Origin of the sequence: Bradyrhizobium sp. WBOS07 (assembly GCF_024585165.1) — a bacterium.
Classification (GTDB): Bacteria; Pseudomonadota; Alphaproteobacteria; order Rhizobiales; family Xanthobacteraceae; genus Bradyrhizobium; species Bradyrhizobium japonicum_B.
Window position 1 is genome coordinate 3,318,758 of sequence record NZ_CP029008.1, and the last position, 11,842, is coordinate 3,330,599.

General features: G+C 65.5%; 9 protein-coding genes. 4 read left to right on the forward strand and 5 right to left on the reverse strand.

The features are described 5' to 3' along the window. Positions 1 to 133 precede the first annotated feature (133 nt). Positions 134 to 502 carry a hypothetical protein gene (locus tag DCM79_RS15840; protein WP_028137207.1) on the reverse strand — a complete coding sequence of 123 codons (369 nt, stop codon included), beginning with the start codon at positions 500 to 502 and terminating at the stop codon, positions 134 to 136. Positions 503 to 592: 90 nt separating this feature from the next. Beyond that, positions 593 to 1,765, reverse strand: a complete 1,173-nt coding sequence (locus tag DCM79_RS15845) for an MFS transporter (RefSeq protein WP_257180638.1) — start codon at positions 1,763 to 1,765, stop codon at positions 593 to 595. A 186-nt stretch (positions 1,766 to 1,951) separates the two neighbouring features. Between DCM79_RS15845 and thrS the strand changes: the two genes are divergently transcribed. The 3 genes from thrS to DCM79_RS15860 all read left to right on the forward strand — a co-directional run bounded on the left by thrS (position 1,952) and on the right by DCM79_RS15860 (position 5,983). Continuing rightward, positions 1,952 to 3,994, forward strand: coding sequence for a threonine--tRNA ligase (gene thrS, locus DCM79_RS15850; protein WP_257180639.1), 2,043 nt, complete (start codon positions 1,952 to 1,954; stop codon positions 3,992 to 3,994). 93 nt (positions 3,995 to 4,087) lie between these two features. After that, the gene (locus DCM79_RS15855; protein ID WP_257180640.1) at positions 4,088 to 4,651 is read left to right on the forward strand and encodes a nitroreductase; all 564 of its coding nucleotides are present in this window, start codon (positions 4,088 to 4,090) and stop codon (positions 4,649 to 4,651) included. Positions 4,652 to 4,714: 63 nt separating this feature from the next. Beyond that, positions 4,715 to 5,983, forward strand: coding sequence for a serine hydrolase (locus DCM79_RS15860; RefSeq protein ID WP_257180641.1), 1,269 nt, complete (start codon positions 4,715 to 4,717; stop codon positions 5,981 to 5,983). On the opposite strand, the gene DCM79_RS15865 is transcribed toward DCM79_RS15860, so the two are convergent. Both DCM79_RS15865 and DCM79_RS15870 read right to left on the reverse strand, forming a co-directional pair. After that, positions 5,969 to 8,431 (reverse strand): bifunctional diguanylate cyclase/phosphodiesterase, encoded by a 2,463-nt coding sequence (locus DCM79_RS15865; protein ID WP_257180642.1) that lies wholly within the window; start codon positions 8,429 to 8,431, stop codon positions 5,969 to 5,971. The genes DCM79_RS15860 and DCM79_RS15865 overlap by 15 nt on opposite strands. A gap of 929 nt (positions 8,432 to 9,360) precedes the next feature. Continuing rightward, the gene (locus DCM79_RS15870) at positions 9,361 to 10,221 is read right to left on the reverse strand and encodes a LysR family transcriptional regulator (RefSeq protein WP_257180768.1); all 861 of its coding nucleotides are present in this window, start codon (positions 10,219 to 10,221) and stop codon (positions 9,361 to 9,363) included. Positions 10,222 to 10,325: 104 nt separating this feature from the next. On the opposite strand from DCM79_RS15870, the gene DCM79_RS15875 reads away from it, so the two are divergent. Then, positions 10,326 to 11,318: a zinc-dependent alcohol dehydrogenase family protein gene (locus DCM79_RS15875; protein WP_306556665.1), complete on the forward strand. Its 993-nt coding sequence runs from the start codon at positions 10,326 to 10,328 to the stop codon at positions 11,316 to 11,318. 35 nt (positions 11,319 to 11,353) lie between these two features. Here DCM79_RS15875 and DCM79_RS15880 read toward each other — a convergent pair whose 3' ends face one another. Beyond that, positions 11,354 to 11,548 (reverse strand): hypothetical protein, encoded by a 195-nt coding sequence (locus DCM79_RS15880; RefSeq protein WP_028137218.1) that lies wholly within the window; start codon positions 11,546 to 11,548, stop codon positions 11,354 to 11,356. Positions 11,549 to 11,842 lie beyond the last annotated feature (294 nt).

The following is an 11,842-nucleotide window of genomic DNA, read 5'->3' on the forward strand; positions in this document are numbered from 1 at the left end:
ATCGTCATCGCGCTTTAGGTTGTTGCTTTAAGCATGATCTATTCGGAAAACCGCTTCGCACTTTTCCGGATCATGCTTTAGCCTTACGGCTGCTCAGCCGGATCGGGCATGTCCGCAGCATCAGTTCTTGACATCAGTTCTTGGGCAGCTTCGGGATGCTCTCGGCAAAACCGTTGAAGCAGGTCAGCCGCTCGTCCTCTTCCTTGAAGAACCGGCAATCGGCGTAGCCCTTGGCCTTCGCAGGCTTCGGCTTCGGGGCCGGCGGCATCACGGCGTCGTAGCAATTGAGGCGGTCCTTGGTGCCGTCGTCGATCTCGAGACAGGCCTGGAGCCGCACGGCGATCGATTGCGGCTTGCCCTTCGGCGCCGTTGCCGTCGCCTCCTTGGTCCCTTTGGGCTTGACCTGCACCAAGGGCTTGTCCCCGACCATCGGTGGCTTGTCGGCTTGCGCGAACGCGGAGGCTGAATAGAGCACCGCGGCAACCGCCAGAATCATCCTCATTTCAGTCAACTCTCTTTGGTCCCCATGACCGGCGTTCTAGCCCTCTCGCGCGCTGTTTGCCAAGCACCTTGCGCACGCCAGGCGAGAAAGTCAGGCCGTGACAGCGGCCTGATTGGGCCGGGTCAGGACCACCAGGATCAGCGCCAGCGCGACGAAACCGACGGCGACGAAGCCGAGCGTGTGCAGGAGTCCGCGGGCGAACAACAATCCGCCGATGGCGGAGCCGACCGCCTGGCCGATATAGAGGACGGAGGTGTTGAGCGCGACGGTCGCCGATGCCAGCGACGGCGCGGCGGCGACCAGCCGGACCTGCTGCATCGAATTGGTCGAGGCAAAGCCGAGGCCCCAGATCGCAACCCCGCACGTCATGAAGGCAAGCGTCCCGGCGCCGATCGCCCAGCCCGTGACCCCCGCCAGCAGCAGGCTGGTGAACAGCAGCGAGGTCCGATAGGGCCCCCAGGTGTCGACGATGCGGGTGGCGATGACGACGCCGAGGAAACCGCAGATGCCGTAGAGCGCGAACACCGTGCCGATCGCATCGGGGCCGGCGCCGGTGAGCTTGTTGAGCAGCGGGCCCATGTAGGTGAAGATAACGAACTGGCCGGACATATGCAGCATGGTGATCGCAAGCAGCAGCAGAATCGTCGTGTCGCGGCCGACGTCACGCCAGGTCTTTAGATCCACCGGCACTCCCTGCAGGCCCGCCGGCAATCGCAGCAGCAACAGCACGAAGCTGAGACAACCGAGCACGCCGATCTCGCCATAGGCTGCCCGCCAGCCATAGCGGCTGGCGACGAAGGTGATCAGCGGAAGACCGACGGCGGCAGCCAGCGACCAGCCGAGAAAGACATAGGCGATGGTGCTGCCGCGCCGCTCGGCCGGGACGATCAGCGCCGCCGTGCCGGCGGCCTGCGGCGTGTAGAGCGCACCGACCGCGAGCATGACGAGGCGGATGACGAGGAGGCTGGTGTAATCGGGGGCAAAGGCCGAGGCGAGATTGCCCAAAGCGAGCACGGCGAGCGTCGCGCTGAGCAGCGTCCGCCGTTCGATGCGGCTGGTGAGCCAGGCCGTCAGCGGCGAGCCGATGCACAGCGTCACCGCGCCGAAGGTGATCAGCAGCCCGGCGGCATGAATGCTGACATCGAGTCCTCCAGCCAATTCCGGCAGCATGCCCGCGGGGGCAAGCACGGAGCAGCCGGTGACCAGATTGCCGAGCATCAGGGCGGTCGGCGCGAAACGGCCGGCAACGGGAGGATTTTTCATGCAACTGCATGTAGAGCAGCCCCGCGGCAAGTCAAAGGGCACGCGGCCAAATAGTTGAAGCGCCGTCTCGGCTTTTGCGCGCCACTTTCTTGGAATTGCCGGATTGCGCAGGCCGAATCGCCTGATATATCGCTCGTTCCCGCTTACCTGCGCTCGTTCGCAGGAGTGAGCCTCAGGAGAAAAGCAATGACCGATCAGCCCAAATCCGAGTCCGGCTTCCAGTACAGCCTGTCCAATCTCAAGCCCGTGACCCCCGCCGCCAAGGTCACCCTCACCTTCCCCGACGGCGCCCGGCGCGAATACGACAAGAGCATCACCGGCCTCGACATCGCCAAGGGCATCTCGCCGTCGCTGGCCAAGCGCACGGTCGCGATGGCGCTCGACGGCGTGCTCACCGACCTCAACGATCCCATCGAGGACGACGCCAGGATCGAGCTCGTTGGTCGCGACGATCCGCGCGCGCTCGAATTGATCCGCCACGATTGCGCCCACGTGCTGGCCGAAGCCGTGCAGACGCTGTGGCCGGGCACGCAGGTCACCATCGGCCCCGTGATCGAGAACGGCTTCTACTACGACTTCTTCCGCAACGAGCCGTTCACGCCGGAAGACTTTGCCGCGATCGAGAAGAAGATGCGCGAGATCATCGCGCGCGACAAACCCTTCACGAAGGAAGTCTGGGACCGCGAAAAGACCAAGCAGGTGTTTCGCGACAAGGGTGAGGCGTTCAAGGTCGAGCTGGTCGACGCCATTCCCGGCACCGAGCCGATCAAGATCTATTACCAGGGCGACTGGTTCGATCTCTGCCGCGGCCCGCACATGACCTCGACCGGCAAGGTCGGCAACGCCTTCAAATTGATGAAGGTGGCCGGCGCCTATTGGCGCGGCGACAGCAACAACCCGATGCTGACCCGCATCTACGGCACCGCCTTCGCCAAGCAGGAGGATCTCGACGCCTACCTCAAGCAGATCGAGGAGGCCGAAAAGCGCGACCACCGCAAGCTCGGGCGCGAGCTCGACCTCTTCCATTTCCAGGAGGAAGGCCCGGGCGTCGTGTTCTGGCACCCGAAGGGCTGGACCATTTTCCAGCAGCTGATCGCCTATATGCGCCGCCGCCTGACTGGCGATTACAGCGAGGTCAACGCGCCGCAGATCCTCGACAAGGTGCTGTGGGAGACCTCGGGCCATTGGGGCTGGTATCGCGAGAACATGTTCGCGGCGCAATCGGCCGGCGACGAGGCCGAGGACAAGCGCTGGTTCGCGCTGAAGCCGATGAACTGCCCGGGCCACGTGCAGATCTTCAAGCACGGCCTGAAGAGCTACCGCGACCTCCCCCTGCGCCTCGCCGAGTTCGGCGTGGTGCATCGCTACGAGCCGTCGGGCGCCATGCACGGGTTGATGCGCGTGCGCGGCTTTACCCAGGACGACGCGCACATCTTCTGTACCGAGGACCAACTCGCCGAGGAATGCCTGAAGATCAACGACCTGATCCTGTCGACCTATGCCGATTTCGGCTTCACCGGCGATCTCACCGTGAAGCTGTCGACCCGGCCGGAAAAGCGGGTCGGCACGGACGAGATGTGGGATCACGCCGAACGCGTGATGGCCACCGTGCTGCGCGAGATCCAGTCGCAGAGCAATCACATCAAAACCGAGATCAATCCGGGCGAAGGCGCCTTCTACGGGCCGAAGTTCGAATACGTGCTGCGCGACGCCATCGGCCGAGACTGGCAGTGCGGCACCACGCAGGTCGACTTCAACCTGCCGGAGCGGTTCGGCGCGTTCTACATCGACCATGACGGCGGCAAGAAGCCGCCCGTGATGGTGCACCGCGCGATCTGCGGCTCGATGGAGCGCTATATCGGCATCCTGATCGAGCACTATGCCGGCAACTTCCCGCTCTGGCTGGCTCCGGTGCAGGCGCTGGTCACCACCATCACCTCGGAAGGCGACGAATACGCCAAGGTGGTATTGGAGCAGGCGCGGCGCGCCGGGCTGCGGGTCGAGATCGACCTGCGCAACGAAAAGATCAACTACAAGGTCCGCGAGCACTCGCTGGCCAAGATCCCGGCGCTGCTCGTGGTCGGCAAGAAGGAGGCCGAGACGCATTCGGTCTCGGTCCGCCGGCTCGGCAGCGACGGTCAAAAGGTGATGACGACCGCCGAGGCGATCGCCGCGCTGGTCGACGAGGCAACCCCGCCGGATGTCCGGCGGGCGCGTGGCGCCTTCTGATCCCTGAAATCGCTCTAAATTCACTTCCGGTTGCGGGCGTGCATGCTTATCTCGGCACGGCACGCCCGCAGACCCGTTGATGAGGATATCGCATTGCCCGACGCCATCGAACTCCTGAAGACGCGCCGCTCGGTCAAGCCGCGCGAGATGAGCGGGCCCGGCCCCTCCCCGGCCGAGCTCGAGACGATCCTCACCATCGGGGCGCGCGTGCCCGACCACGGCAAGCTGGCCCCCTGGCGCTTCATCGTGTTCGAGGGCGAGGCCCGCCAGCGCGCCGGCGAGGTGATCGCAAAAGTCTTTGCGCGGAAGAATCCCGGCGCGCCGGCGGCCGATGTCGAGACCGAACGAAAGCGCCTGATGGATGCACCGCTGGTGATCGCCATCGTCAGCTTCACGAGGCCGCACCCGAAGGTGCCGGCGTTCGAGCAGGAATTGTCGGCGGGCGCCAGCGCCATGAACATCGTCACCGCTGCGACCGCGCTCGGCTACGGCGCCTGCTGGCTGACCAGCTGGTTCGCGTTCGATCGCGACGTGCTCGACGGCCTCGGCCTCAAGCCGGATGAGAAGCTCGCCGGCTTCATCCATATCGGCACGCCGACCAAGCCGAGCGAAGACCGTCCGCGACCGTTCCTTTCGGAAATCGTGACGCGTTTTTAGTCGATGGCGTGTTGACCCTTCCGGCATCTTGCGGCTTTGATCCCGCCGAGGGAGGAAGGCCCGATGAGACGCCGTGAATTTCTGGTCGGGGCCGCGATGCTCGCCGGCACGGCGGCGCAAGGCCGCTCCGCCGACATCCCCGCCCCGTCGCCGGGCGGGCTCGACCGCATCACGGCATTCTTCGACAACGAGGTGGCGAGCGGCCGCCTGCCGGGCGCCGTGATCCTGGTGCAGCAGCACGGCAAGCCGGTCTACCTCAAGACCTTCGGCGTGCGCGACACCAGGACGGGCCTCGCCATGACGCCCGATACGATCTTCGCCATCCATTCCATGACCAAGCCGATCACGTGCCTCGGCGCGATGATGCTGATCGACGAGGGCAAGCTCGCGCTCACCGACCCCGTGTCGGCTTACGTCCCGCTGTTCGCCGGGACCAAGGTGGGCCGCGAGGTGACCCTGCCCGGCGGCATGGTCGAGCTGGACCTCGACCCACCGGACCGCCCCGTCAACATCGAGGATCTGCTGCGGCATACTTCGGGCATCAGCTACGATTACATCGGCAGCCAGTGGGTCGAGCACGCCTACAAGATGGCCAACATTTTCAGGGGTCACTTCAACAACAGGGAATTCGCCGATCGCATCGCCGAACTGCCGCTGGCCCGGCAACCTGGAACGCTGTGGCGCTACGGCCATTCCACCGACGTGCTCGGCGCTGTCATCGAGATCGTCTCGGGCCAGACGCTGTACGAATTCCTGAAAGCACGCATCTTCGATCCGCTCGGCATGACCAGCACCAGGTTCGCGCTGGCGACGGAGGCCGAGCTGGCGCGGATGGCGCGGCCGCTGCCGAACGATTTCATCCTGCTCGCCGGCGAGCGCGAGCGTCTCGACCATCCCGAGTGGCAGTCCGGCGGCGGCGGCCTGCTCTCGACCATCACCGACTATCAGCGCTTCGCGCAGATGCTGCTCAACGGCGGCGAATTCGACGGCAAGCGCTATCTGAGCCCGGCCGCCTTCAAGGCGATGACGACGGATCACATCGGACCCGGCTCCGGCGTCGGACGCGATTACTTCTATTTTCCGGGCGACGGCTTCGGCTATGGCTATGGCCTTGCGGTACGGACCGATCCCGGCAACGCAAAACCGCCGCCGCCGGGCTCGCTCGGCGAGTTGAAATGGGACAGTGGCAGCGGCACCTATTTCGGCGTCGATCCCAAGCTCGACATGGTCTACGTCATGATGCAGCAGACCCAGACCGAGCGGGGCCGCATCACGCCCGCGTTCAAGGCGCTGGTCTACGATTGCTATCCCGAGGCGCTACGCCGCCCGTGAGGCGCGCCGACCGAAATCGGCGAGCAGCCGTGCGATCTCGGCCGCAGGCCGCGCCGCGCTGAACAGAAACCCCTGCACCTCGTTGCAGCCCTCGGCGCGCAGCCAATCGAGCTGGTCCTCGGTCTCGACGCCCTCCGCAGTCGTGGTGATGTTGAGGCTGCGGCCGAGGCCGGAGATCGCGCGCACGATCGCGCCACAATCGGGCCGCTCCGCCAGATCCTTCACGAAGGAACGGTCGATCTTGATCTTGTCGAACGGAAAGCTGCGCAAATAGCTCAGGCTGGAATAGCCGGTGCCGAAATCGTCCATGGAAATGCCGACGCCGAGCTCGCGCAGCTGATGCAGGATGGCGAGATTGGCATCGGTCTCGGCCAGGAAGATCGACTCGGTGATTTCGAGCTCCAGCCGTCGCGGCGACAGGCCGGACTGCGCCAGCGCCGAGATCACGACCTGCACCAGGTTGCGGCTGCGGAATTGCGCCGGCGACAGATTGACCGCGACCTTGATGTCGCCAGGCCATTTGACCGCCTCTGCGCAGGCTTCGCGCAGCACCCACTCCCCCAACTGGGTGATGAGGCCGATGTCCTCGGCGACAGGAATGAACTCCGCCGGCGAGATCATGCCCTTGTCCGGATGACGCCAGCGCAAGAGCGATTCGAAGCCGGAAATGCGGTCGGATGCGATCGTCACCAGCGGCTGGTAGTGCAGCTCGAACTCGCCATTGGCGAACGCACGACGCAGGTCGAGCTCCATGTCGCGGCGCTTCTGCGCCTGCAGATCCATCTCGCGCTCGAAGAAATGGTGCACGCCGCCGCCGTCGGACTTCGCCCGGTACAGCGCCATGTCGGCATTTCGCATCAGCTCCTCGGGCGTGGTGCCGTCACCGGGCGACAGCGCGATGCCGATGCTGGCGCCGATCACCATCTCCTGACCGTCGATGGCATAAGGCGCCTTCAGCATGTCGATCAACAGGCCGGCGCAGGCGCTGGCCTCGTTCGGCGAGACGTCGGCGCCGAGGATCACCGCGAACTCGTCGCCGCCGAGCCGGGCCGCCAGATTGGGGCCGCGGACCGCCTTGGTCAGGCGTCCGGCGACCTCCTTGAGCAGGCGGTCGCCCACGGGATGGCCGAAGGAATCGTTGATGTTCTTGAACAGGTCGAGATCGATGTAGAGCACGCCGACGCGCTTGTCCCCGGCCTGATCCAGGGCCTGCTTCAGCCGCTCCCGGAAATATTCGCGGTTCGGCAGGTCGGTGAGGCCGTCATGGTGGGCCATGTGCGCGATGCGCGCCTCGGCCTTGCGCCGTTCGGTGATGTCGACCACCGCGACCAGATAACCGTCGCGATCGTCGAAGGCGACGCGGCGGCCGAAGGTGAGCACCTCGATCTCGCTACCGTCGGCGCGCAGGTGCCGCCAGTTGCGCGAGGAATGATAGGCTTCGCCGAGGCGTTCGAGCGCCTCGGCGTGGCTGTCCCACTCGTCCTCCGGCCAGATCTCGTGCAGCTTCATGCGCAGGAAGGTGGCGCGGCTGTAGCCGTAATGCTGGACCGCGGCGTCGTTGACGCCGAGGAATTGCCTGGTCTCGGCATCGAACACCCACATCGGCATCGGGTTGTTGTCGAACAGCAGGCGGAAGGAGGCGTCGCGCCGCTTCAGCGCGGTGACATCGGAGATCGTCAGCGAAACCACGTCGGCGAAGGCGGTGGCACCGAGACGGAGGTGCCGGCCCTCGCTCTCGATCTCGAGCTGCTCGCCGCGGCCGCCGGCGAGGGTCTTGAGCAGAAAGTCCATGATCTCGGGCAGGGCCAGCAGCGTCGCCCCCTCGCCGATACGCCGCCACAACAGGCTGCCGGTCGCGACTTTCAGCAGCGTGCTCGCGCTGTTGTTGTGATGCACGACCTGGAGATCGAACGGCTTGCCGCCGGCATCGCGCAAGGTGGCCAGCGAGATCACCGCGTCGTCGGTCGAGGCGAAGATCGCGTCCAGCAGATTGTACTGCGCGCCGCGCTCGTTGACATAGGCGCCGACCAGCGTGGCGCCCCAGCGCGAGGCCGTCGGCAGCGCCAGCACGTCGTAGGTCCGCACCATGCCGTCGCGCACGCAATGCGCGCTGGCCCGGTGCGGCCGCCCGTTGGCAAGCGCGCTGGTCGCTGCTTCCGACAGCGCCGTGGCGCAATCCGGCGACAATTCGGCGACGGCAATGTCCCAGCGCTCATCGCCGAGCCATTTCTGCACGTAACGTCCACTCCGCGACAGTTCGAGCGCGCCGTCGTTCTTCAAGATCGCGATGTGATCGGCGAGCCGGCCAAGACTGCCGAGCATGACGTCCTCGTAGCGCGGCAGCCGGTCGCCCGGCTTCAACGCGGCATGCCATTTGCGCTGAAGCACCGGGATGTCGTCGAACATTTCGGCGGCCGGTTTTCCCGGCACTTTCCTCGCAGCATCCATGGCAGTCCCCAACGCACTTTGCCGGCGCATCCAATGCAGGCGCACTTAACGACATGTAAAGAGCGCGCAAGCGCGGGTTCCGTTCGGCGATTATGACAGTTTTAAGTCGGGTGTTGGTTAGTGCGCTTTAGCGACTGTGACGGTGGTGCGAAGGCGATGCGTCGTATCCCGGACGCGCTGCAACGCTCTTCGCGTTGCTGCGCAGAGCCGGGACCCAGCAGGCCACGGCATTCGCTGCTGCATGGGCCCCGGCCCAGCAGCGCATCACTTCGTGCTGCGCCGCGTCCGGGGCACGAGAGCGGTGAATGATTGACATGGGATCGCATCCTCGCGGCTTGTTCGCCCGAGCTTTGCGTGTTGCTTCGCCCTCTGAATTGAAAGAAGGCGCAGGGAAGGCCGGGAGCCGGTGGCTCCCATGGACCGCCATGCCAAGGGCAGACTGCGTGTGCTGCTGCATAGCGGAGAACAGGGCAACCGGGACATCCCGGCCTTCCCTGCGCAGTGGTTTGACGGCTTATGTCGTGCTCTCCCCGGGGAGCGTTGCACTATTGCCCCCGTCGCCTTGCGGCTGATCGATGCGCGGGCCCGGTCGGGCCGCCACATCACCGCAACACTTGGCGCACAGACCCCGGGCGCCAGGACCACACGATTTTGCCGTACGCCGATTGCACCGGTCGTATGCGCGACGGCCTTGCTCACGGTTGACCGCCCTGCAAGACCCGTCGCGCCGATGCCATCGGCGTCCACCGCCGCCCGGCCCGCGTTCGTGACGATCGCGATACGCCCCTCTTCCTTGGGCCGGGTTGCGCGACACATACGTCATTTCCGAAATTCGGTAAAGCGGAATATTTTCGGCGACGCGGATTGACCGATCAGTTGTGTGTTTCGCCCGCCGGGCACCGCAAGGTCTTGTAGTCCTGATGGGGCGGCTACGACGGCGGTCCTGCCAGCCGCTCGATCACGAGATCGAGCAGCGCACGCAGACGAGCGAGGCGCTTGAGGTCGCGATGATAGCCGACATAGGTGTCGCGGCCGGGCGGGGGCGTGCCGATGTCGAGCGCGACCAGACGGCGATCGCTGTCGCCGAGCGGCCGCGGCAGCACGGCAAGGCCGCCACCCCTCGCGCAAAGCTCGGCCTGCACCTGCCTGTTGTTGCTGCGCGAGGCGACGTCCGCATTCGGCAGCATGCGCCTCAGCCAGACCGCGTCCGGCATCTCCGCGAATTCGGCATTCATGGTCACGACGCGAATACCGCTGCCGCCCCCCGCCCGCGGCGGTTTGCTGCCCTTCTTGCCATAGAGCGCGTAGGGAATGTGCAGCAGCTTTCTGGAGATCACCTCGGGCTCGCTGAACGGCTTGATGCGGAAGACCAGATCGGCCTCGCGCCGCGGCAGGCTGTAGAGCCGCGCATCGGTCAGCAGCTCCACGGTCACGGCGGGGTGACGCTTGCCGAACGCGGCGATCACCGGCGACAGCATCACCGTGCCGAACCAGTCCGACGAAGACACGCGCAACAGCCCGTCGAGCTGCGTCGTCGCACCGGACGCTTGACGCTCCAGCGCAAGCGCCTCGTCCTCGATCCGCTCGGCGTGACGCAGCACGGCCGTGCCCTCGTCGGTCAGCACGAAGCCGTCCGCCGTGCGCTGGAACAGCGTCTGACCCAGCGACGTTTCGAGCGCGCGAAGCCGCCGCCCCATCGTCGGCTGGGTCTGGCCGATCTTCCGCGCGGCGGCGCCGAGCGTGCCTTCGCGGGCAATTGCCAGGAAAATACGCAGATCGCTCCAGTCCACCACACCACTAGCCATACAAGAATGTATGAGGATCGTACAGCATCGTTCCTTTTCATGCAAAAATTCATGATCATATTGGCGCCGACAACTGGAGCAAGACGGTCATGATGACGCGATCGACGATGCGTGCCGGCGTGCTGGAGGCCCACAACGGCCCCTTACGCCTCTCGACGATTTCCCGACCCGAGATCGGACCGCGCCAGGTGCTGGTGCGGGTGCGGGCGAGCGGGGTCAATCCGCTCGACACCAAGATTCATGCCGGTACGGCCGCGCATGCGCGCCATCCGCTGCCGGCAATTCCCGGGATTGATCTGGCCGGAATCGTCGAGCGCAGCGGGAGCGAGGTGACGCGGTTCAAGGCGGGCGACGAGGTCTACGGCATGACCGGAGGGGTCGGCGGCGTACCGGGATCGCTGGCCGAATTCGCCGCGGTCGATGCCGATCTTCTCGCCTTGAAGCCCGCCAATCTCAGCATGCGGGAGGCTGCCGCCCTGCCCCTGATCGTCATCACGGCCTGGGAGGGCCTGATCGACCGCGCCGGCCTGAAGGCGGGCCAGAAGGTGTTGATCCACGGCGGCGCGGGCGGCGTTGGTCATGTCGCGATTCAGATCGCGCGCGCTTTCGGGGCGGACGTGTTCGCCACGGGCTCGGCGTCGCAGCGTGGCACCATCGAAGCCTTTGGCGCGGTGTTCATCGACCGCGACAGCCCGATCGAAGCCTACGTTGCGCAGCATGCCGGCGGCCGCGGCTTCGATATCGTCTACGACACCGTCGGCGGCAAGGTGCTCGACGCCTCCTTTCAAGCGGTGCGCCGCTTCGGTCATGTGGTGAGTGCCTTGGGCTGGGGCACGCACGCGCTTGCCCCGCTGTCGTTCCGCGCCGCCACCTATTCCGGCGTGTTCACGCTGCTGCCGCTGCTGTCGGGCGAAGGCCGCGCGCACCACGGAAACATCATGACGGAGGCCACTCGCCTCGTCGAAGCCGGCAAGCTCGTGCCGCTGCTCGATCCCAGGCGCTTTACGATGGAGAGCGTCGGCGATGCCTATGAGCTGATCCGCGATCACGCGGCGAACGGCAAGCTGGTCGTCGACATCTGAGGTGAAGCCGGTCGTCGGCAGCTGCGCCCCGGCTGTCAATCCTCGCTGGAGGCCGCCGAGCGGTTGCGCAGATAGGCCTGCGACAACAGGAAGAACAACGCGCGCTCGCCATGGTATTTCGCCGACGGCCGAGTGCGCTCGAAACCATCGGCAAAAATCTTGCCGGACTGGTCGCACACACGCCATCGCCAGCCGAACCGCTTGCGCCTGGTCAGGATCACTTCGAACATGCCGACGAGCTTGGTCCCCTGCTCCCCTGCCGGTCTCGCAGATTCACAAATCTGCGCCGGCCTTCCCCGTTGGACGGAAGGCCCGACATATAACCCAGCGGGATGGAAAGAGAACAAGATTGATGATCGGAAATCGGTATCTTCCACCGGCTGTGGCGAATCCGCGAGGCGTCAGGAATAAGCCGGCGGTGCCGGTGTTTATGAACTCCCGGCGAAGCCTGGAGCGCTGAGAATCATTCAAAACAGAATTGCTGGATTTGCTGCCGACGAGCCTCCTTGCACCAGCGCGCCGGA

Excerpts from the sequence above, each read along its gene's own strand:
- DCM79_RS15840 (WP_028137207.1), bottom strand. The coding sequence starts at position 502 with ATGAGGATGATTCTGGCGGTTGCCGCGGTGCTCTATTCAGCCTCCGCG.
- DCM79_RS15845 (WP_257180638.1), bottom strand. The coding sequence starts at position 1,765 with ATGAAAAATCCTCCCGTTGCCGGCCGTTTCGCGCCGACCGCCCTGATG.
- thrS (WP_257180639.1), top strand. The coding sequence starts at position 1,952 with ATGACCGATCAGCCCAAATCCGAGTCCGGCTTCCAGTACAGCCTGTCC.
- DCM79_RS15860 (WP_257180641.1), top strand. The coding sequence starts at position 4,715 with ATGAGACGCCGTGAATTTCTGGTCGGGGCCGCGATGCTCGCCGGCACG.
- DCM79_RS15865 (WP_257180642.1), bottom strand. The coding sequence starts at position 8,431 with ATGGATGCTGCGAGGAAAGTGCCGGGAAAACCGGCCGCCGAAATGTTC.
- DCM79_RS15875 (WP_306556665.1), top strand. The coding sequence starts at position 10,326 with ATGATGACGCGATCGACGATGCGTGCCGGCGTGCTGGAGGCCCACAAC.
- DCM79_RS15880 (WP_028137218.1), bottom strand. The coding sequence starts at position 11,548 with ATGTTCGAAGTGATCCTGACCAGGCGCAAGCGGTTCGGCTGGCGATGG.